At 72.3% G+C, this 19,994-nt stretch carries 21 protein-coding genes; 12 read left to right on the top strand and 9 right to left on the bottom strand.

Features of this window, described 5'->3' with window-relative positions:
• Positions 1–86: 86 nt before the first annotated feature.
• Positions 87–1,349, top strand: coding sequence for a DNA recombination protein RmuC (locus tag ACY3FI_RS03945; RefSeq protein WP_462549448.1), 1,263 nt, complete (start codon positions 87–89; stop codon positions 1,347–1,349).
• A gap of 20 nt (positions 1,350–1,369) precedes the next feature.
• Here ACY3FI_RS03945 and glpX read toward each other — a convergent pair whose 3' ends face one another.
• Positions 1,370–2,359 carry a class II fructose-bisphosphatase gene (gene glpX, locus ACY3FI_RS03940; RefSeq protein WP_462549447.1) on the bottom strand — a complete coding sequence of 330 codons (990 nt, stop codon included), beginning with the start codon at positions 2,357–2,359 and terminating at the stop codon, positions 1,370–1,372.
• A gap of 121 nt (positions 2,360–2,480) precedes the next feature.
• Between glpX and fbaA the strand changes: the two genes are divergently transcribed.
• Complete coding sequence (gene fbaA / locus ACY3FI_RS03935) at positions 2,481–3,509, top strand: class II fructose-bisphosphate aldolase (protein ID WP_462549446.1); 1,029 nt, start codon at positions 2,481–2,483, stop codon at positions 3,507–3,509.
• A 93-nt stretch (positions 3,510–3,602) separates the two neighbouring features.
• Positions 3,603–4,859, top strand: a complete 1,257-nt coding sequence (locus ACY3FI_RS03930; protein ID WP_462549445.1) for a M18 family aminopeptidase — start codon at positions 3,603–3,605, stop codon at positions 4,857–4,859.
• Between the two features lie 21 nt (positions 4,860–4,880).
• On the opposite strand, the gene ACY3FI_RS03925 is transcribed toward ACY3FI_RS03930, so the two are convergent.
• Positions 4,881–6,002, bottom strand: a complete 1,122-nt coding sequence (locus tag ACY3FI_RS03925; protein ID WP_462549444.1) for a zinc-binding alcohol dehydrogenase family protein — start codon at positions 6,000–6,002, stop codon at positions 4,881–4,883.
• Positions 6,003–6,085: 83 nt separating this feature from the next.
• On the opposite strand from ACY3FI_RS03925, the gene ACY3FI_RS03920 reads away from it, so the two are divergent.
• A complete protein-coding gene (locus ACY3FI_RS03920; protein WP_462549443.1) occupies positions 6,086–6,676 on the top strand; it encodes a TetR family transcriptional regulator in 591 nt (196 codons plus the stop codon).
• On the opposite strand, the gene ACY3FI_RS03915 is transcribed toward ACY3FI_RS03920, so the two are convergent.
• Both ACY3FI_RS03915 and ACY3FI_RS03910 read right to left on the bottom strand, forming a co-directional pair.
• Positions 6,654–7,334, bottom strand: coding sequence for a DUF6264 family protein (locus tag ACY3FI_RS03915; RefSeq protein WP_462549442.1), 681 nt, complete (start codon positions 7,332–7,334; stop codon positions 6,654–6,656). The genes ACY3FI_RS03920 and ACY3FI_RS03915 overlap by 23 nt on opposite strands.
• Positions 7,331–8,395: a 4-hydroxy-3-methylbut-2-enyl diphosphate reductase gene (locus ACY3FI_RS03910; protein WP_462549441.1), complete on the bottom strand. Its 1,065-nt coding sequence runs from the start codon at positions 8,393–8,395 to the stop codon at positions 7,331–7,333. Before ACY3FI_RS03910 ends, ACY3FI_RS03915 begins: the two co-directional genes overlap by 4 nt.
• A 67-nt stretch (positions 8,396–8,462) precedes the next feature.
• Here ACY3FI_RS03910 and xseA point away from each other — a divergent pair, with 67 nt between their 5' ends.
• From xseA to ACY3FI_RS03885, 5 genes are all read left to right on the top strand, one after another.
• The gene (gene xseA, locus ACY3FI_RS03905) at positions 8,463–9,704 is read left to right on the top strand and encodes an exodeoxyribonuclease VII large subunit (RefSeq protein ID WP_462549440.1); all 1,242 of its coding nucleotides are present in this window, start codon (positions 8,463–8,465) and stop codon (positions 9,702–9,704) included.
• Positions 9,705–9,860: 156 nt separating this feature from the next.
• Complete coding sequence (locus tag ACY3FI_RS03900) at positions 9,861–10,112, top strand: exodeoxyribonuclease VII small subunit (RefSeq protein ID WP_462549439.1); 252 nt, start codon at positions 9,861–9,863, stop codon at positions 10,110–10,112.
• Complete coding sequence (locus tag ACY3FI_RS03895; RefSeq protein WP_462549438.1) at positions 10,109–10,744, top strand: DUF4245 domain-containing protein; 636 nt, start codon at positions 10,109–10,111, stop codon at positions 10,742–10,744. Before ACY3FI_RS03900 ends, ACY3FI_RS03895 begins: the two co-directional genes overlap by 4 nt.
• 44 nt (positions 10,745–10,788) lie before the next feature.
• Positions 10,789–11,403, top strand: coding sequence for a carbonic anhydrase (locus ACY3FI_RS03890; RefSeq protein WP_462549437.1), 615 nt, complete (start codon positions 10,789–10,791; stop codon positions 11,401–11,403).
• A 133-nt stretch (positions 11,404–11,536) separates the two neighbouring features.
• Positions 11,537–12,958 carry a class II fumarate hydratase gene (locus ACY3FI_RS03885; protein ID WP_462549436.1) on the top strand — a complete coding sequence of 474 codons (1,422 nt, stop codon included), beginning with the start codon at positions 11,537–11,539 and terminating at the stop codon, positions 12,956–12,958.
• A gap of 189 nt (positions 12,959–13,147) precedes the next feature.
• Here the strand turns inward: ACY3FI_RS03885 and phoH2 are convergent, their stop codons facing one another.
• The 3 genes from phoH2 to ACY3FI_RS03870 all read right to left on the bottom strand — a co-directional run bounded on the left by phoH2 (position 13,148) and on the right by ACY3FI_RS03870 (position 16,811).
• Complete coding sequence (phoH2, locus tag ACY3FI_RS03880; RefSeq protein WP_462549435.1) at positions 13,148–14,509, bottom strand: RNA 5'-3' helicase PhoH2; 1,362 nt, start codon at positions 14,507–14,509, stop codon at positions 13,148–13,150.
• A gap of 317 nt (positions 14,510–14,826) precedes the next feature.
• On the bottom strand, positions 14,827–15,936 hold the full coding sequence (locus ACY3FI_RS03875) for an aminotransferase class V-fold PLP-dependent enzyme (protein WP_462549434.1): 1,110 nt from the start codon (positions 15,934–15,936) through the stop codon (positions 14,827–14,829).
• Positions 15,937–16,025: 89 nt separating this feature from the next.
• Entirely contained in the window at positions 16,026–16,811 is a 786-nt protein-coding gene (locus ACY3FI_RS03870; RefSeq protein ID WP_462549433.1) for an isoprenyl transferase, read from the bottom strand.
• An 85-nt stretch (positions 16,812–16,896) separates the two neighbouring features.
• Between ACY3FI_RS03870 and trhA the strand changes: the two genes are divergently transcribed.
• Positions 16,897–17,598, top strand: a complete 702-nt coding sequence (trhA, locus tag ACY3FI_RS03865; protein ID WP_462549432.1) for a PAQR family membrane homeostasis protein TrhA — start codon at positions 16,897–16,899, stop codon at positions 17,596–17,598.
• A 91-nt stretch (positions 17,599–17,689) separates the two neighbouring features.
• On the opposite strand, the gene ACY3FI_RS03860 is transcribed toward trhA, so the two are convergent.
• Both ACY3FI_RS03860 and mca read right to left on the bottom strand, forming a co-directional pair.
• Complete coding sequence (locus tag ACY3FI_RS03860; protein WP_462549431.1) at positions 17,690–18,004, bottom strand: hypothetical protein; 315 nt, start codon at positions 18,002–18,004, stop codon at positions 17,690–17,692.
• Positions 18,001–18,891 carry a mycothiol conjugate amidase Mca gene (gene mca, locus ACY3FI_RS03855; protein ID WP_462549430.1) on the bottom strand — a complete coding sequence of 297 codons (891 nt, stop codon included), beginning with the start codon at positions 18,889–18,891 and terminating at the stop codon, positions 18,001–18,003. The genes ACY3FI_RS03860 and mca overlap by 4 nt, the downstream gene beginning before the upstream one ends.
• A 150-nt stretch (positions 18,892–19,041) precedes the next feature.
• On the opposite strand from mca, the gene ACY3FI_RS03850 reads away from it, so the two are divergent.
• Entirely contained in the window at positions 19,042–19,431 is a 390-nt protein-coding gene (locus tag ACY3FI_RS03850) for a DUF4307 domain-containing protein (RefSeq protein ID WP_462549429.1), read from the top strand.
• 67 nt (positions 19,432–19,498) lie between these two features.
• Entirely contained in the window at positions 19,499–19,987 is a 489-nt protein-coding gene (gene greA / locus ACY3FI_RS03845; protein WP_462549428.1) for a transcription elongation factor GreA, read from the top strand.
• The last annotated feature ends 7 nt before the right edge of the window (positions 19,988–19,994 follow it).

Raw genomic sequence — 19,994 nt, 5'->3', positions numbered from 1 at the left:
CGAATGTCATGACATGAACGCGTTTCACCGCTCCCCCGCAGCCGGCCGGGAGGCGCGGTGTCGGTGGGCACTGCCACGGTTGCGTCATGCAGATCCTCGCGCTGGTCATCGGACTCGTCCTCGGCGTCGCCGTCGGCGCCGTCGTCGCCTGGTCACTCGCCCGCTCCCGCGCCGGCGTGGACGCCGCCGCGGCGCGCGCGACCGCCGAGGCACTGCGCGCACAGCTCGACTCGGTGCGGTCCGACGCCGAGGAGCGCCTCGACGCGCAGGACGCGCAGTACCGACGACAGGTCGACTCCCTCGAGCGACGCAGCGCCGAACTCGAGCACCTCGTGCAGCGCATGCACGGAGCCGACACCGCGCGGAACCAGGACGAGTCGAAGGTCCTCGCCGCACTGAGCCCCGTCGCGCAGACGCTCGACACGATGCGCGCGAAGATCGCCGAGCTCGAGCAGTCCCGCAGCGAGCAGTACGGCGCCCTGTCCGCCCAGCTCCGGTCGGCCGCCGAGTCCGAGGAGCGCCTCCGTGCAACGGCCGACACCCTCGCGAGTGCCCTGTCGTCGAACAGCACGCGCGGCGTCTGGGGCGAGACGCAGCTCCGGAACGTCGTCGAGGCCGCCGGGCTGCTCGAACGCGTCGACTTCGACGTGCAGTCCTCCGTCACCACCGCGGCCGGCGCGGCACGCCCGGACATGGTCGTGCACCTGCCCGGCGGCAAGACCATCGCGGTCGACGCCAAGGTGCCGTTCAGCGCCTACCTGCAGGCGACCGAGATCCCGGCGAGCGCGACCGGAGCCGAGGGCGCGCGCCGCGACCAGCTCGTGGCGCAGCACGTCAAGGCGCTCCGCGCACACGTCGACGCACTCGCCGCGCGCGAGTACTGGTCCGGGTACGACGCCTCCCCCGAGCTGACCATCGCCTTCATCCCCTCCGAGTCGCTCATCTCCAGCGCCCTCGCCGCGGACCCCGGGCTGCTCGACCACGCCTTCCGCAAGCGCATCGCCCTCGCCTCCCCCGTCACGCTCTGGTCGGTGCTGAAGACCGTGGCGTTCTCGTGGCAGCAGGACGTCGTCACCGCCGAGGCGCGTGAGCTCTTCCGCGTGTCGCGTGAGCTGTACGGGCGGATCGCGACCCTCGGCGGGCACGTCGACAAGCTCGGTCGGGCGATCCGCGGTTCCGTCGTCGACTACAACCGGTTCGTGGGGTCGCTCGAGCGCCAGGTGCTGCCGAGTGCCCGACGGCTGGCACTGCTCGACGAGTCGAAGGTGCTCGACGACCCGGCCGCGGTCGACGACGAGCCGCGGCTGCTCACCGCGCCCGAGCTCGTCGGCGCCCTCGACGACGACTGAGGCGCCGGCGGGTCAGCGGATCAGAACCACTTCTCGGCGCGGTGGTCCGCCTGGATCCGACGGATCGTGTTCGAGCGGGACCGCAGCACGAGCGAGTCCGTGTGGATGACGCCACGCGAGCGGCGGACACCGTCGACGAGCACACCGTCGGTGACACCGGTCGCGACGAAGAACGTGTTGTCGCCGGTGACGAGGTCGTCCTGGTCGAGGACCTTGTCGAGGTCGTGCCCGGCGGCGATCGCGCGCTCGCGCTCCTCGTCGTCCTTCGGCTGCAGCTTGCCGAGGATCACACCGCCGAGCGCCTTGATGGCGCACGCGGTGATGATGCCTTCGGGGGTGCCGCCGACACCGACGCACATGTCGATCTTCGAGCCGGGCAGCGCCGCCGAGATGCCGCCCGCGACGTCGCCGTCGAGCAGCAGGCGGGTGCCTGCACCGGTCGCGCGGATGGCGCGGATGAGTTCGTCGTGGCGGGGTCGGTCGAGGACTGCGATCTGCATGTCCTCGATGTCCTTGTGCTTCGCCTTCGCGAGCGCGCGGATGTTCTCGCCGATCGGCTTCTCGAGGTCGAGGACCCCGCGCCCCTCGGGCCCCGCGGCGATCTTGTCCATGTAGAACACGGCCGACGGGTCGTACATCGAGCCGCGGTCGGAGACGGCCATCACGGAGATGGCGTTCTGCCGGCCGGCAGCGGTGAGCGAGGTGCCGTCGATCGGGTCCACCGCGATGTCACAGGCCGGGCCGTGGCCGTTGCCGACGTGCTCGCCGTTGTAGAGCATCGGGGCGTTGTCCTTCTCGCCCTCGCCGATGACGACCACACCGTCGAAGTTCACCGTGCCGAGGAACTTCCGCATCGCATCGACGGCGGCGCCGTCGGCGAGGTTCTTCTCGCCCCGGCCGACCCACGGCTGCGCACGGATCGCGGCGGCCTCGGTCGCACGCACGAGCTCGAGCGCGAGGTTGCGGTCGGGCTGGAGGAACAGGGCACCGGTCTCAGTCGTGGGAGTCACGACCCGAGCCTACCGAGCGAGCACCCAGCCGCCTCACCGGATGCACGGACGTGCAGCTGTCACCCGTCCAGTCCGCCTGACTAGGCTCGGCGTCGGAACCACCACGTCGAAGGAGATCGCAGTGCCCATCGCAACGCCGGAACAGTACGCCGAGATGCTCGAACGAGCGAAGGCCGGCAAGTTCGCCTACCCCGCGGTGAACGTGTCCTCCTCCCAGACGATCAACGCCGTCCTCCAGGGCCTGCAGGAAGCCGGCTCGGACGGCATCCTCCAGGTGACCACCGGCGGCGCCGACTACTTCGCCGGCCACACCGTGAAGAACCGTGCCGCCGGTGCCCTCGCGATGGCGCGCTTCGCCCACGAGGTCGCGAAGAACTACGACATCACGGTCGCGCTGCACACCGACCACTGCCCGAAGGACGCCCTCGACGGCTTCGTCCTCCCCCTCATCGCCGCGAGCGAGGAGGAGGTCCGCCAGGGCCGTAACCCGATCTTCCAGTCGCACATGTGGGACGGCTCGGCCGTGCCGCTCGACGAGAACATCGAGATCGCCCGCACGATGATCGAGAAGACGCGCAACATCAACGCGATCCTCGAGGTCGAGATCGGCGTCGTCGGCGGCGAGGAGGACGGCGTCCAGCACGAGGGCACGAACGACGCGCTGTACACGACCCCGAACGACGTCGAGAAGGTCGTCGACGCGCTCGGCCTCGGGGACCAGGGCCGCTGGATCGCCGCGCTGACGTTCGGCAACGTGCACGGCGTCTACAAGCCGGGCAACGTCAAGCTGCGTCCGGAGCTCCTCGGCGAGATCCAGGCCTCGGTCGCGCAGAAGCACGGCACCGGCGAGAACCCGCTCGACCTCGTCTTCCACGGCGGCTCGGGCTCGACCGACGACGAGATCCACGAGGCGGTCCGCAACGGCGTCATCAAGATGAACATCGACACGGACACGCAGTACGCGTTCACGCGCTCGATCGCCGACTCGATGTTCCGGAACTACGACGGCGTGCTGAAGATCGACGGCGAGGTCGGCAACAAGAAGCAGTACGACCCGCGCGCCTGGGGCAAGGTCGCCGAGACCGCCATGGCGGCGCGCGTCGGCGAGGCCGCGAAGGTCCTCGGCTCGGCCGGCAACACCAAGGGCTGACCAGCAGGAACAGCCTGGAGGAACGGGGCGCGTCCGACGGACGCGCCCCGTTCTGCGTCCGGTCACCGCCACGGCCCGTGACACGATGGACGCGTGACCACCGACGCAATCGCCTCCGCCTTCGCCCAGTACGTCACCGAGTCCCCCACCGCGTTCCACGCGGCCGCGGTGGCGCGGGACCAGCTCGTCGCGGCGGGGTTCACCGAGCTGTCGGAGCTCGACGCCTGGCCCACCGAGGCCGGCGCGTACGTCGTCGTGCGCGACGGGGCGGTCATCGCCTGGCGTCTGCCCGAGGGGGCGACTGCGACCACGCCGTTCCGGATCCTCGGCGCACACACCGACTCCCCCGGGTTCCGCATCAAGCCGAACCCTGCCGTGCGGGTCGGCGGCTGGGAGCAGCTCAACGTCGAGGTCTACGGCGGAGCGCTCCTGTCGACGTGGTTCGACCGCGACCTCCGGATCGCCGGCCGCGTGGTCGACGCCGACGGAACGGTCCGACTCATCGCCACCGACGCGGTCGCCCGGATCCCGAACCTCGCGATCCACCTCGACCGCGGGGTGAACGACGGCAAGGAGATCGACCGGCAGCGCCACACCCTGCCCGTGGTCGGCATCGACGCGGGCTTCGGCGGCACCGACGTCCTCGGCTGGCTGCGCGGCCGGGTCGGCGAGGCGGTGTCGTGGGACCTCTTCCTCGCCGACACGCAGGCGCCGGCACGCATCGGCATCGACGGCGCTTTCCTTGCATCCGGCCGCATGGACAACCTGACGAGCGTGCACGCCGGACTCCGCGGGATCATCGACGCCCCGGCCGACGGCGACCACGTGCCGGTGTTCGCCGCGTTCGACCACGAGGAGATCGGTTCCTCGACGCCGTCGGGCGCGGGCGGTCCGTTCCTCGAGGACGTCCTCGGCCGCGTGCAGGAGGGCCTCGGTGCCACCCGCTCCGAGGCCGCGCGGGCGTTCCGTGCCTCCTGGCTGCTGTCCAGCGACGCGGGGCACCTCGTGCACCCGAACCAGCCGGAGAAGCACGACCCGACCAACCGCCCGCGTCCGGGTGGTGGACCCCTCCTGAAGATCAGCGCGAACCAGCGCTACATGACCGAGGCGAAGGGCGAGGCCGTCTGGGCGGCCGCGTGCAACGCCGCCGGGGTCGCGTGGCAGCCGTTCGTCAACGTCAACACGATCCCCGGCGGCTCGACCATCGGCCCGATCGCGGCGACCCGGCTCGGCATCCCGACGATCGACATCGGCGTCGGCCTGCTGTCGATGCACTCGGTCCGTGAGCTCGTGCACGTGGACGACCTGGCGGCGCTGCACGGCGCGGTCGCCGCCTTCCTGGCGGGCTGACTCGCGCCGGGCACCCGGCGGTCAGAGCGTCACGACCACCTTGCGCGCGGAGACCCCCGCGCGCTGCCGGTCGATCGCGCCCTGCACCGCGCCGAGCCCGTGCCCGACGACGAGCGGCTCCGGCATCGGTCGGATCGTGCCGTCAGCGAGACCCTCGGGCAGGACGCGTCCCCAGAGTTCCGGGCCCATGTCGTCGTCGCGGAGGCTGCTCCCCCACACGAACGCGGCCCGGATGCCGGCACGCCGCGCCCGGAGCGTGAGCCCCACCGTGGTGAGCCCGAGGCGGGTGAACACCGGCAGCATGGCCGGGAAGAGCCGACGGCGGCCGGCGATCCCGTCGAGCGAGACGGGCGTGCTCGCCATCGCCAGCACCGTGCCCCCGGTGCGCCGCAGCACCTCGATGCACGCCGCCGTTGAGGTCGTGCCGAGGGCGACGGCACCGACGACCGGTCGTCCGGCGACGGCGGCGACGAGCTCGTCCACCGCCGTGGGCGACCCGTGGTCCACGACCACCTCGGCGCCGAGCGACCGGACGGTGTCGGCGTTCCGGGGCGAGGCGGTGCTCACCACCGTGTAGCCGGCGGCGCGAGCGAGCTGCACGGCGTTCATGCCGACGCTCGTCGAGCCGCCCCACACCACGACGACGCCGGACCGCTCCGCCGGGGCATCCGCGGCACCGGGCAGCGGGAGTCCGAGGTGCTTCGGCTGGAACAGCGCACACGCGGCGGTCGAGGCCCCGAGCGGCAGCACGGCGGCTTGCTCGTCGGTGACGGTGTCGGGGATCGGTGCGGTGAGGCGTTCGAGCAGCGCGGTGTGCTCCTGGAACGCGCCCTCGTGCATCGCGTCACGCCCGCGGTCGGTACCGGTCGCGAGGCCGACGACGCGGTCGCCGACGCGGAACCGCGTGACGTCGGTCCCCACGCCGACGACCTCGCCGGCGACGTCGGAGCCGAGCACCGCGGGCGTGCGGAGCCATCGGTAGGTCACCGGCCCGGTCCCCTGGATCACCCAGTCCACCGGGTTGACGGCGACGGCCCGGACGCGCACGACCACCTCGTCGGCAGCGGGCTCGGGGACCGGTACCCGGTCGACGACGAGCGACCCCCGGGGTTCGCGGAGGACGGCTGCGGAGTTGTCGGGCACGGCGGGCCTTTCGTCGACTGATGACACCTGGTGTCGTCATCGTACTCCGACGCGACACCCTGTGTCATCACTAGGCTGTCGGCATGGCGAGATGGGCCCCGGACACCCGACAGCGACTGCGCTCGGCCGCATTGGAACTCTTCGCCGAGCGCGGCTTCCACGCGACGACGGTGCCGGACATCGTCGAGCGCGCCGGGGTCACCCGACGGACCTTCTTCCGGCACTTCAGCGACAAGCGCGAGGTGTTCTTCGGTGACGACGAGATCCCCGCCCTCGCTGCCCGGATGCTCGCGGAGGCGCCGGCCGGCATCCCGCCGATGACCCTCGTGGCCGAGGGGCTGCGGACCCTCGCCGCCGAACGGTTCGAACCGCAGCGCACCGAGATGCGCGCGGCCCGACGGGTGATCGAGGCCGAGCCGGCCCTGCGTGAACGGGACCTGCGGAAGCAGGCCGATCTGCACGCCGCGGTCGAGGCCGGTTTCGTCGCCCGGGGCGAGGACCCACTGGTCGCGGAGACGATCGCGGGCATCACCGTGACGTGGATCCAGACGGCGCTCCGGTCGTGGTTCGCCGACCCGGCGGACACGCCCCTGACCGAGCACCTCGACGCGGCCCTCGACCGGATGCGGGTGGCGCTCGCGCCCGGAGGACCTACCCCGAGAACGCGGCGGTGAAGAGCACGAGCGCGCTGAGCACCGACGTGAGGACACCGCCGACGAGCGGCACCCAGAACGTCCAGCGTCGTGCCCGGAGCCGGACGACGGACCACCACACGACGACCACGAAGAGGACCAGGTCGACGAGCGCCACCACGACCACCGCTGTCGACAGCGCCGCGGGGTCACCGAGCGTGAAGCCCTGACCTTCGAGCAACCGGCGGACCGACGAGGCCGTGGTCCCGACCTGCAGCGTCTGGATCGTCGAGGTGAGGCCGGTGACGAGGAGCGCCACCGTGACGATGAAGTCGAGCGGCGAGGCACCGTAGCGACTGGCGACCGGCTTCGGGCCCGCCTCGGGGTCGGCTCCTGCGCGCTCGGGGGACGTCCGGCTCGCGACCGGGCGGCCGACGACCGGGCGGTCGGACTCGTGTGCGCGCTCCGCCCGCTCCCGACGCTCCTGCTCCACGAGCACGGGGTTCACCCAGCCCTCCGGGGCGTACTCGCCGTACTGCGGAGCAGGTCGGCCGTGGACGCGACCGTCCACGTGCGCGGCGGCCGACGTGTCGGCGGTGTGCCGCGCCTCCAGACCGGCCGTGTCCTGCGTCCCGCGAGCCGGGTCGTGAGCCGGCACCGACGACCAGTCGTCCGACCGCACCCTCGTGCCGTCACTCACCGGCGACGCCCGCCGAGGGCGCGCGTCGGGTTGCCCGACGCGTCCGTGCGGAGTTCCTTCGGCAGCGAGAACATGAGGTCCTCGTGCGCCGTGACGACCTCTTCCACCGTGCCGTACCCGGCGTCCGCGAGCTGTTCGAGGACCTCGGCGACGAGCTCCTCGGGCACGGATGCGCCGCTCGTGACACCGACGGTCCGGACGCCCTCGAGCCACTCCTGCCGGATCTCCTCGGCGTAGTCGACCCGGTGCGCCGCGGCGGCACCGTGCTCGAGGGCGACCTCGACGAGTCGGACGCTGTTCGAGGAGTTCGCCGAGCCGACCACGATCACGAGGTCAGCTGAGGGGGCGACCTTCTTGACCGCGACCTGGCGGTTCTGGGTCGCGTAGCAGATGTCGTCCGACGGCGGGTTCTCGATCGACGGGAACTTCTCGCGGAGCAGTCGGACCGTCTCCATCGTCTCGTCGACGCTCAGCGTCGTCTGCGACAGCCAGACGAGGTTGTCCGGGTCGGGGACCTCGAGCGCGGCGACGTCCGCGGGGCCGTTGACCAGGATCGTGCGTTCGGGGGCGTGCCCCATCGTGCCCTCGACCTCCTCGTGGCCGGCGTGCCCGATGAGGATGATCGTGCGCTCCGCCTTCGCGAAGCGGGTGGCCTCGCGGTGGACCTTCGTGACGAGCGGGCAGGTCGCGTCGATGGCGTGCAGGTCGCGCTCCGCGGCACCGGCGACGACCGCAGGCGAGACACCGTGGGCGCTGAACACGACGTGGGCGCCGCGCGGCACCTCGGTCACGTCGTCGACGAAGACCGCGCCGCGCTGCTCGAGCGTGGACACGACGTGCACGTTGTGGACGATCTGCTTGCGGACGTAGACGGGCTCGCCGTACTGCTCGAGCGCCTTCTCGACGGCGACGACCGCGCGGTCGACCCCGGCGCAGTAGCCACGGGGGGCGGCGAGGAGGACCTTCTTGGTGCCGGCGACCGGCTCGTCCCGCAGTCGACCGCGCGCTGCATGCACCCGCGGCGGGGCGAGCGGGACCGTGCGGCCGTTGGTGATCGTCACGCCCCTGATGATAGGTGGCGGTCGCGCGCGTGGCCTGGGTGTCGCCGGGATGCGGCAGCATGGGGGCATGGCGATCGAACAGGGCCCGCCGACGGCCGACAACCCGTGGCCCGTCGCGCTGCTCGGCGCCAAGCTGCGTGACTGGATCGACCGCCTCGGCACCGCCTGGGTCGAGGGCGAGATCACGCAGTGGAACGTCGCCGGCGGCAACGTCTACGGCAAGCTCAAGGACGTCGAGGTCGATGCGACCGTGTCGTTCTCGATCTGGTCGAGCGTGCGCTCCCGGGTGCCGGCCGACCTGAAGCAGGGCGCCCGGGTCGTCGCCGCCGTCAAGCCGAACTACTGGGTCAAGGGCGGCTCGCTGACCATGCAGGTCGTCGAGATGAAGCACGTCGGGCTCGGTGACCTGCTCGAACGGCTCGAACGTCTCCGCCGGACCCTGGCCGAGGAAGGGCTCTTCGACCCGGCCCGCAAGCGGCGTCTGCCGTTCCTCCCGCACCGCCTCGGCCTGATCACCGGCAAGGACTCCGACGCCGAGAAGGACGTCAAGCGGAACGCGCAGCTGCGGTGGCCGCAGGTCGAGTTCCGGACCGTGCACACCGCGGTGCAGGGCGACCGCACGGTGGCCGAGGTCACGGCGGCGATCCTCGAGCTCGACGCCGACCCGACCGTCGACGTCATCATCGTCGCGCGCGGCGGCGGCGACTTCCAGAACCTGCTCGGCTTCAGCGACGAAGGGCTCGTCCGGGCGGCGGCCGCGGCGTCGACCCCGATCGTCTCGGCCATCGGGCACGAGGCCGACCGGCCCATCCTCGACGAGGTCGCCGACCTCCGCGCCTCCACCCCGACCGACGCGGCGAAGCGGGTCGTGCCCGACGTGGCCGAGGAGCTCGCCAACGTCCGGCAGGCTCGGGCCCGGCTCGGTCTCCGGCTGTCGCACACGCTCTCGGTCGAGGCCGACCGGCTGGCCGCCCTCCGCTCGCGTCCGGCGCTCGCCTCGACGGCCTGGCTCGTCGACACCCGGGCAGAGGAGGTGGCGCGAGACCTCTCCCGCGCCCGCGAACTGCTCGACCGCCGGCTCGAACGGTCGCACGCCGAGGTCGGCCACCTGACCGCACGGCTCCGGGCGCTGTCGCCGCGGGACACCCTGCGCCGCGGGTACGCGATCGTGCAGGCTGCCGACGGCGGTGTCGTGCGCGGCTCGGACGACCTGACCGGCCCCACGGCGGTGCACGTGACGCTCGGCACCGGCACCGCGACCGGCACGCTCGAGCCGGACGGCCCGGGGCCGGACGGTTCCGGCGCCTGACGCGGGCGCGGGCCCGATGCGGTGGCGCGCGCGGCGCGGACGCGGTGGTGCCCGCGGACGCTGCGCGGCGCAGCGCAGCGCGGCGCAGCCGAGCTCGCTCTCCACAGCTGCTCCGTGCGGTGCGCCGCGTCACAGGGTGCTCGGTAGGATCGGGGTGTGTCATCCCAGCAGGAACCCGTGTCGTCCGACGTGCAGACGCTGAGCTACGAGGCGGCGCGCGACGAGCTCGTCCGCGTCGTCGGCGAGCTCGAGCAGGGGTCGGCGACGCTCGAGCGCTCGCTCGCCCTCTGGGAGCGCGGCGAGGCCCTCGCGGCCCGGTGCGAGGAGTGGCTCGTCGGGGCCCGCGCCCGGCTCGACGCCGCGCGTGCCGCGTCCGACTCCGCTGACCAGGACGGAGCGGGACGGTGACCGACGCCGACGGCCGCCCGATCGTCGCCGAGCTCGGTCGCCCCGAGACGGCAGAGGAGACCTGGGCGCGCAAGGACGCCGCCCGCACGGCCCGCCGGCAGCACCAGACGGCGTTCAACCTCGTCATCGCGCTCCTCGCGTCGCTCGGCATCGTGCTGCTCCTCGTGGCCGTCGTCGTCCGGCCCGACCAGTCGGTCGACCGCACCGTCGACTACCAGCAGATCGCCGAGAAGGCCGACGTCCCCGGCGTCACGCTCGCCGCCCCCGACCTGCCGGCGGGCTTCAGCGCCAACCGTGCGGACTTCCAGGACAAGACCGCTGACGGCGTCCGGGTCTGGACGGTCGGCCTCGTCACGCCGGACCGCCAGTACATCGGTCTGCAGCAGGGCATCCGGGCGAACGACTCGTGGGTGTCCGCCCAACTCGACCAGAAGCCCGCGACCGGTGACCGCACCATCGACGGCACGAAGTGGACCGTGTACGACCGTCGCGACGAGGGCAAGGACGCCGGCAACCACGCGTACTCCCTCGTGACGACCTTCGGCGAGAACACCGTCGTGCTCTCCGGCACCGCCGACGACTCGTCCTTCCGGACCGTGGCGACCGCCGTCGCGAAGCAGTTCACCGCCTAGAACCCCTTCCCCCACCCCGACCCGTCACCCGCCCGAGGAGCCCCATGCCCGACCGCGCCGCCTCCACCCCGTCCGACGCCCTGCGCCTGCTCGTCGAGGGCAACGCACGCTTCGCCGCCGACAAGCGCCGCACGGGCCGGATCGATCCGGACCGCCGCGGTGAGCTCACGGGGTCGCAGTCGCCGTTCGCGACCGTGCTGGGCTGCTCCGACTCCCGCGTGCCGTTCGAGCACGTCTTCGACGCCGGCATCGGCGACCTCTTCGCGATCCGCAACGCCGGCCAGATCGTCGACGACGTCGTGCTCGGGTCGATCGAGTTCGCGGTCGTCGCGCTCGGCACCCCGCTCGTGGTCGTCCTGCGGCACACCCGGTGCGGCGCCGTCGCGGCCGCCCGGTCCGGCGAACCCGTCCCGGCGCCGCACCTCCAGGCGCTCGTCGACGCCATCGCCCCGAGCGTCGAGCGGGTCCGCACCGTCGACGCCGAGGTCCCGCAGGAGGCCGTCGGCGCCGCCCACCTCGAGGCGACGCTCCGCCAGGTCATCGAACGGTCCGGCGCCGTGTCCGACGCGATCGCCGAGGGTAGATTGGCCGTCGTCGGGGCGACCTACGACCTCACCACCGGCGAGGTCTCCATCGACACCGTCGTCGGCGAGGCCTGACCGGCCCCGACGACGAGCGCCCCGGACACCAGCCGGGGCGACCAGCCCGCCGTCGGAGTCGACCGCTCCGGCACGACGGGACACCACGGCCGACGCGACCGCGTGGCCGCCACCCAGGAAGGACCACGACGACGTGACCGACACCACCGCCTCCCCCACCACCGACGACCCCGACTTCCGGATCGAACACGACACGATGGGCGAGGTCCGGGTGCCGCGCAACGCGCTCTACCGCGCGCAGACCCAGCGTGCGGTGGAGAACTTCCCGATCTCGGGGAGCGGCCTGGAGCCGGCGCAGATCGTGGCCCTCGCGCGGATCAAGCGTGCGGCGGCGCTCGTCAACGGCGAGCTCGGCATCGTCGACCCGGCCCTGTCGGACGCGATCGCCCGTGCGGCGGACGAGATCATCGGGGGCGCACACCACGACCAGTTCCCGGTCGACGTCTACCAGACCGGCAGCGGCACCTCGTCGAACATGAACATGAACGAGGTCCTCGCGACGCTCGCGACCCGCATCGCCGGCACCGACGTGCACCCGAACGACCACGTCAACGCCTCGCAGTCCTCGAACGACGTCTTCCCGACCTCGGTGCACGTCGCGGTCACCGAGGCCCTCGTCCGCTCGCTGGTGCCCGCGCTCGAGCACCTCGCCGAGTCGCTCGAGGCGAAGGCGACGCTCTGGGCCGACGCCGTGAAGTCCGGTCGCACGCACCTCATGGACGCCACCCCGGTCACGCTCGGCCAGGAGTTCGGCGGCTACGCCCGTCAGATCCGGCTCGGGGTCGAGCGTGTCCGGGCCACCCTGCCCCGTGTCGCCGAGGTCCCGCTCGGCGGCACCGCGGTCGGCACCGGGATCAACACGCCCAAGGGCTTCCCGCAGCAGGTCATCGCGCGCCTGGCGGAGGACACCGGTCTGCCGATCACCGAGGCGCTCGACCACTTCGAGGCGCAGGGTGCCCGCGACGCCCTCGTCGAGGCATCGGGTGCGCTCAAGGTCGTCGCCGTCAGCCTGACGAAGATCAACAACGACCTGCGCTGGATGGGCTCGGGGCCGAACACGGGCCTCGGCGAACTGCACATCCCGGACCTGCAGCCCGGCTCGTCGATCATGCCCGGCAAGGTGAACCCGGTCATCCCCGAGGCCACCCTCATGGTCGCGGCGCGCGTCATCGGCAACGACGCGACGGTCACCTGGGCCGGTGCGTCCGGTGCGTTCGAGCTCAACGTCGCGATCCCGGTGATGGGGACGGCGCTGCTCGAGTCGATCCGGCTCCTCGCGAACAGCTCGCGCGTGCTCGCCGACAAGACCGTCGACGGGCTCGAGGCGGACCTCGACCGTGCCCGCGCGTTCGCCGAGTCGTCGCCGTCCATCGTGACGCCGCTCAACCGGGTGATCGGCTACGAGGCCGCCGCCAAGGTCGCGAAGTTCGCCGTCGCCGAGGGCGTCACCGTGCGCGAGGCCGTCATCGCCCTCGGTCACGTGGAGCGCGGCGAGGTCACCGAGGAGCAGCTCGACAGCGCGCTCGACGTGCTGAGCATGACGCACCCGAACTGACGGTCGCGTCCGCTGACGGACGGGAGGCGCGGTGCCAGCTGGCACCGCGCCTCCCGTCTCTTCAGTGACCGTCTCCACGCGCTGAGCGACAGTTCACGCGCTCCACGCGGCGTGAACTGTCGCTCAGCGCGAAAGACCGCGCCGCGCCGTGCCGCGCCGCGCCGCGCCGCGCCACGGCCGCCGCGCCACCTACCCCAGGTCGGGCGAGTCGAGCATCTCGGTCACGAGCGCCGCGATCGCGGACCGCTCCGACCGGGTCAGCGTCACGTGCGCGAACAGCGGGTGCCCCTTGAGCCGCTCGATCACGCTCGCGACCCCGTCGTGCCGACCGACCCGCAGGTTGTCGCGCTGGGCGACGTCGTGCGTGAGCACCACGCGGGAGTTCTGCCCGATGCGCGACAGCATGGTGAGCAGGACGTTGCGCTCGAGGGACTGCGCCTCGTCCACGATCACGAACGCGTCGTGCAGGGACCGCCCGCGGATGTGCGTCAGCGGCAGGACCTCGAGCATGCCGCGTTCGACGACCTCCTCGAGCACGTTGTCCGACACCAGCGCGCCGAGGGTGTCGAACACCGCCTGCGCCCACGGGTTCATCTTCTCGTTGGCGTCGCCCGGCAGGTAGCCGAGCTCCTGCCCGCCGACCGCGTAGAGAGGTCGGAACACCATGATCTTCTTGTGCTGCTGCCGTTCGAGCACGGCCTCGAGCCCGGCGCAGAGCGCGAGCGCGGACTTGCCCGTGCCGGCGCTGCCGCCGAGTGAGACGATGCCGATCTCGGGGTCGAGCAGAGCGTCGATCGCGAGTCGCTGCTCGGCGGACCGGCCGCGGAGGCCGAAGACCTCGCGGTCGCCACGCACCAGGGACACCGCACCGGCCTCGTGCACGCGGCCGAGCGCTGACCCGCGCTCCGAGTGGATGACGACGCCGGTGTTGACCGGCACGCCCTCCAGTCGGGACGAGCGGATCTCCTCGCGCTCGTAGAGGTCGCTCATCTGTTCGCCGGAGACCTGCAGCTCGGCGATGCCCGTGTAGCCGGAGTCGACCGCGAGCTCGGCCCGGTACTCCTCGGCCGCCATGCCGATCGAGGACGCCTTGACGCGCAGCGGGAGGTCCTTGGACACCACGACGACGTCGAGCCCGTCGTTCGCCAGGTTCGACGCGACGGCCAGGATCCGGGAGTCGTTGTCGCCGAGCTGCAGCCCCGAGGGCAGCACGGACTGGTTGGAGTGGTTCAGCTCGACGCGGAACGAGCCGCCGTCCTCGAGCGCGATCGGGAAGTCGAGTCGTTCGTGTTCGATCCGCAGGTCGTCGAGCAGTCGGAGCGCCTGCCGCGCGAAGTACCCGATCTCCGGGTCGTTGCGCTTGGACTCCAGCTCGCTGACGACGACGACGGGCAGGACCACCGCGTGCTCGGCGAAGCGGAACAGTGCCCGCGGATCGCTGAGGAGCACCGAGGTGTCGAGCACGTACGTGCGCTGGGCGACCGATGTGGACGAGTCCGCGGTGGGCCGCTGGGCGGGTTCGCGAGAGACGTTCTGAGAGGTCACGACCACTCCATCCCCGGGCCGCGCTCGGCCCGGTCACTGTCCTCGAACGCGGCCGTGGAGCGGTCCCGAAGCACCGACTGTGGCCGCCTCGACCGGGCACTGTGCCCGATGCGGCCAAGCTACGACCGGCCTCCGACAGCCGCACCGCGACACGCGGTTCCGCAGGTTACGGTCGCGTGAACGCGCGCCGCGGCGGACGGGAGGCGCGGGGCGGGCCCGCACCGCGCCTCCCGTCCGCACCGCCCCGGCTCCACGGCCCGCGCCGCATCGCCCCGCTGTCTGCACCGCGAGGGCTCGACCGCGAGCCCGCGGGAGCGCGACCGCTACTGCATGGTGGCGTAGGAGAGGCAGGCGTCCCGCAGCATGTCGAGCGTCTCGTTCGTCGTCGACGCGAAGACGGACACGCGGGCGACCCCGAGCCGCGTCGTCACCGTCACCCCGTGGTTGTGGAACGCGGCGGACAGCGCCGTCAGGCGCCCCTGCGGCGGCCGGAGCACGACGATGCCCGCGCGCTCGGAGGGGTCGCGGCTGGACTCCACCTCGAGCCCGAACTCGTCGGCGATGTCGAACACGCGCTCGACCCGCTCGGCGGTCCGCTCCTCGACGGCGGCGACGCCCACGGCGGTGAGACGGTCGAGCGACACCGCGAGGCGCGCCTGGGCGACCGGGTCGGTGCGGGTCATCTGGTAGCCCGCGGCTCCGGGCTTCACCGACGGCACCTCGGTCGGCCAGCCGGTCGTGCCGTGCGGGCCGGACAGTGCCGGGCGGAGACGGTTGAGCGCGCGGTCGCTGAACGCGACGAACCCCGTGCCCCAGCCGGCGTGCAGCCACTTCTGACCGCCGGTGGCGACGACGTCGGCCACCTCGTAGGGGGCGTCGACCACGCCGAACCCCTGGATCGCGTCGACGATGAGCAGACGGTCGCCGATGACCTCGCGCACGGCGGCGAGGTCGGTGCGGTACCCGGTGTGCCAGTCGACGAGCGACACGGCGACGGCGGTGACCTCGTCGGTCAGGCGGGACGCGATGAGCTCCGGCGTCATCCACCCGGCACCGGACTCGATGACGACGGGCTGCACGCGGCCGCCGGTCGCCGAGGCGGCGCTGGCGAGGGCCAGCGGCAGCGACGGGAACTCGTCGGCGGACACCAGCACGCCGCCGGTCAGGCCGAACGCGGTGTGGAGCAGGCCCGGGGTGGTCGCGGTCTGCGAGACGACCTGGTCCTCGCGGCGACCGACGAGCCGCGCGGCGACCGTGCGGACGCGGGGGTCCTGCTCGTCGAGGGTCTCCATCGCGCCGAAGCGCATCCGCTCCTGGATGGTGCCGAGGACGCGCTGCTCCTCGAGCACCGCCGTCTGCACGGGACCGAACGCGGCATGGTCGAGGTAGCCGGGCTCCTCGGCGAAGCCGGCGGCGTACTCGTCGATGTTCACAGGGACAACCTTCCACGGGACCAGAACCCTGTGAGTGTACTGGGATGGTCCTGCAGCAGGCCAATGCAGGCCGTTGCGCGCAGCGGCCGCTAGCCCCCGAAGCGCCGCGACCGGAGCCCGAAGTCGCGGACCGCGCGCAGGAAGTCGACCTCGCGCAGGTCGGGGTAGAACGCCTCGACGAAGTAGAACTCGCTGTGCGCGCTCTGCCACAGCATGAAGTCCGACAACCGCTGCTCCCCCGAGGTCCGGATCACGAGGTCCGGGTCCGGCTGACCCTGCGTGTAGAGGTGGTCGCCGATGAGCTCCGGCGTGAGGACCTCGGCCAGGGTGTCGAGCGTGCCGCCGCCCTCGCCGTGGGCGCGGACGATGCTGCGCATGGCGTCCGCGATCTCCCGGCGTCCGCCGTACCCGACCGCGAGGTTCACGTGCAGGCCGGTGTGCGACGCCGTGCGCTCCTCGGCCCGTTCGAGTGCGGACACGAGCGCGTCCGGCAGCCCCTCGTTCGCACCGACGTGCTGCACGCGCCAGTCGCGGTGGTCGGCGAGCGTGCCCGCGAGGTCGGCGATGATGTCGACGAGCTGCTCGAGCTCCTCGCCGCCGCGGCCGGTGAGGTTGTCCGAGGAGAGCAGGTAGAGCGTCACGACCTCGACGCCGAGGTCGTCGCACCAGTCCAGGAACTCGGGGATCTTCGCCGCGCCGGCCCGGTGTCCGTGGGCCGCCGACTCGAGGCCGAGCTGCTTCGCCCATCGCCGGTTGCCGTCCACGATCATCGCGACGTGCTTCGGCTTGGCGGCCCCCTCGATCTGCCGCCGGATACGCCGCTGGTACGCGCGGTAGAGGACTCCGCGTCCTGCCCATCCCACCGTGCCGGTCACGGAACGAACATAGTGCACGGCCCCCGTGCGACCGTGGAACGCGGATGTTCGGCTGCTGTTCGGACAGGAGCCCTACTGTCGGCACATGCAGGACGAGACCGCGACCCTCCCCCACGTCCCGTTCACGGAGGAAGCCGCCACCACCACCGAGCCGCCCCGGCCCGCCTGGCGCGGCTGGATCCACCTCGGGACGTTCCCGTTCGCCCTCGCGATGGGCGTCGTGCTCATCTGCCTCGCCGACAGCGGAGCCGCGAAGGCCGGCAGCGCCGTGTTCATGGCGACGTCGCTGCTCATGTTCGGCGTCTCGGCCACGTACCACCGGTTCCCGTGGGGTCCGACGGTCAAGAAGGTCCTGAAGCGGATCGACCACACGAACATCCTGCTGCTCATCGCGGGCACGTACACACCGATCGCGATCTGCGCCCTGCCGCACACGCTGATGGTCGTCGTGCTCTGGGTGATGTGGTCCGGCGCGGCACTCGGCATCGCCTTCCGCGTCCTGTGGATCGGCGCACCGCGGTGGCTGTACGTGCCGATCTACCTGGTCCTCGGGTGTGCGGCGCTCGGGCTGCTGCCGCAGTTCTTCGCCGCGAGCGTCCCGATGACCGTGCTCGTGCTCTCCGGCGGGCTGGCGTACGTCCTCGGAGCGCTCGTCTACGGCTTCAAGCGCCCGGACCCGGCGCCGACGGTGTTCGGCTTCCACGAGGTCTTCCACGCCCTGACCGTGGTGGCCTTCGCCGCGCAGTGGGTCGGCGTGCTCATCGTCGCCCTCGACCCCGTGCGCTGACCGGAGCGCTCACCTCACCTGAGGCGCGCGCGTGACGGACGGGAGGCGCGTGGCGGACCCGCCACGCGCCTCCCGTCCGCCACGCGGCGAGTCAGCCGCGCTCGGTGTCGTCCCCGACGTCGGCACGGCCGTCCTCGGCAGCACGCCGGGGCGGCTCGCCCGTCGCGACGTCGTCGGCGTCGTCGGCGCCCGACCCACGGGCGTCGGCCTCGAGCCGCTCCCGGATCTCGGACCGGTAGCGCGTCCGACGGATGCGGCGGGTCATGTCCACGACGAGCAGGATCGTCACGACGGCGACGACCGCGATCGCGATGAAGCCGGCGACGCCGGGCGTCACGTTCACGTCCGGGACGCGCGACGGGCTCGGGCTGGGGGTGGCCGCCAGGACGGCCTGGATGGTGCTCACGCGGTGGTGTCCTCGTCTGCCGGGATCCCCGCGAAGAGGTCGGACTCCGGCGTCGACGTGGGCACGCGGGCCTCGACGAGCTGGTAGTCCTCGGTCGGCCACACCGTCGCGAGGAGGTCGTTCGGCCAGTAGAAGAAGGCGCTGTCCGGCGGCACCTGGCTGGCGTGGGCACGCAGCGCGGCGTCGCGGGCGTCGAAGTACTCGTGCACGTCGACGTGGGTGGTGGCGAGGTCGGGTCGGTCGGCGAAGCGCTCGACCCACTCGCGGAGCTGTTCGACCGCGGGGCTGTCCGGGTCACGCTCCTGGAGGGCCTCGAAGACCGTCCGGAAGCGGCGCGGGTTCATCGTGCGCTCGTAGTACAGCTTGGAGATCGACCACGGCGCCCCGGCCGACGGGTACTTCGCGGGGTCGGCGGCGTCGCGCCACGCGGCCACCGAGACCTCGTGCGAGCGGATGTGGTCGGGGTGCGGGTAGCCGCCGTTCTCGTCGTAGGTGACGAGCACGTGCGGACGGAACCGGCGGACGACGCGCACGAGCGTCTCGGTCGAGAACTCCAGCGGCACCGTGGCGAAGGTGCCGGGGCGCACCGTCTCGCCCTTCTCTGCGTCGGGCAGTCCCGAGTCGTGGTAGCCGAGCCACAGGTGGTCGATGCCGAGGGCGGCCTGCGCCGCGGCCATCTCGGTCCGGCGGAACCCGGCCATGTCCCGGTGCGCCCGTGCCGTCGCGGGCTGGCCGAGCTGCTCGTTGAGGATGTCGCCGGCCTCGCCCCCGGTGCAGGACACGACGAGGACCTGGTTGCCCTCGGCCACGTACTTCGCCGCGGTCGCCGCTCCCTTGCTCGACTCGTCGTCGGGGTGGGCGTGGACGGCGAGCAGACGGTAGGGCACTACGGATCCTCACGGACAGCGAGCGGGGAGGGGCAGGGGCACGGGCCGCGCACAGCGGGGCGTGAACTACCCTGGACCCAGGATAATCACCCGGGAGCCGAACCACTGTCCGACGCATCGCACCCCACGGCGCACGAGCCGTCCGCCACCGTGACGCTGGACGACCGCTACGGTCGTACCCCCGGCCGCGCACGCCGCGCGAAGCTCGTCGGCGTCGTCGCCGCCGTCGCGGTCGCCCTCGTGTTCCTCGTCTGGGTGATCTGGGCCGGGCCCGCACAGACCAGCCACGGACTCGACACCGACGCGGTCGGGTACGAGGTGGTGTCCGACCACGAGACGGTCGTCCACGCGCAGGTCTCGGTGGACCCGGGGACGGCCGCGGAGTGCGCCGTGCAGGTGCTCGACAAGTCGTACACGATCGTCGGCTGGCGCGAGGTCCGACTGCCGGCGTCCGACCAGCGCACGCGCAGCATCAGCACGCCTGTGAACACCGTGACACGCGGCGTGACCGGCTTGATCCACGACTGCTGGGTTCCCTAGACTCGACTGATTCGCGGACGAGACCGGCCACACCGGCCGGTCTCGTTCTCTGTCGAAGGGAACCCACATGAGCAACGACATCCAGGTCACCTGGCTGACCCAGGAGGCGCACGACCGTCTGACGGCCGAGCTCGCGCAGCTCTCCGGCCCCGCCCGCAAGGAGATCGCGGACCGCATCGAGGCGGCGCGTGAAGAGGGCGACCTCAAGGAGAACGGCGGCTACCACGCCGCGAAGGACGAGCAGGGCAAGATCGAGGCCCGCATCCGGCAGCTCACCGAGCTGCTCAAGCACGCCACGGTGGGCGAGGCCGACTTCGACGGCTCCGTCGAGCCCGGCACGGTCGTCACCGCGGTCATCGCGGGCGACGAGTCGACCTTCCTCGTGGGCAACCGCGAGATCGTGGCCGAGGGCTCGGACCTGACGGTCTACAGCCCGGTCAGCCCGGTGGGTGCGGCGATCGTCGGGCTCCGCGCGGGCGAGAAGACGACGTACACGGCCCCGAACGGCAAGGAGATCGCCGTCGAGGTCACCAAGGTCGAGCGCTACGTGCCGTAGGCGCGAC

The organism is Curtobacterium sp. RM9 (assembly GCF_054956955.1).
The sequence above is the reverse complement of the archived record's forward strand: the minus strand, read 5'-3'. Positions and strand labels throughout refer to the sequence as shown.

What these genes read in the sequence shown, in the direction of transcription:
- xseA (WP_462549440.1), top strand. Translation starts at nt 8,463, where the DNA reads ATGGCGATCGAACAGGGCCCGCCGACGGCCGACAACCCGTGGCCCGTC.
- ACY3FI_RS03890 (WP_462549437.1), top strand. Translation starts at nt 10,789, where the DNA reads ATGCCCGACCGCGCCGCCTCCACCCCGTCCGACGCCCTGCGCCTGCTC.
- trhA (WP_462549432.1), top strand. Translation starts at nt 16,897, where the DNA reads ATGCAGGACGAGACCGCGACCCTCCCCCACGTCCCGTTCACGGAGGAA.
- ACY3FI_RS03945 (WP_462549448.1), top strand. Translation starts at nt 87, where the DNA reads ATGCAGATCCTCGCGCTGGTCATCGGACTCGTCCTCGGCGTCGCCGTC.
- ACY3FI_RS03920 (WP_462549443.1), top strand. Translation starts at nt 6,086, where the DNA reads ATGGCGAGATGGGCCCCGGACACCCGACAGCGACTGCGCTCGGCCGCA.
- greA (WP_462549428.1), top strand. Translation starts at nt 19,499, where the DNA reads ATGAGCAACGACATCCAGGTCACCTGGCTGACCCAGGAGGCGCACGAC.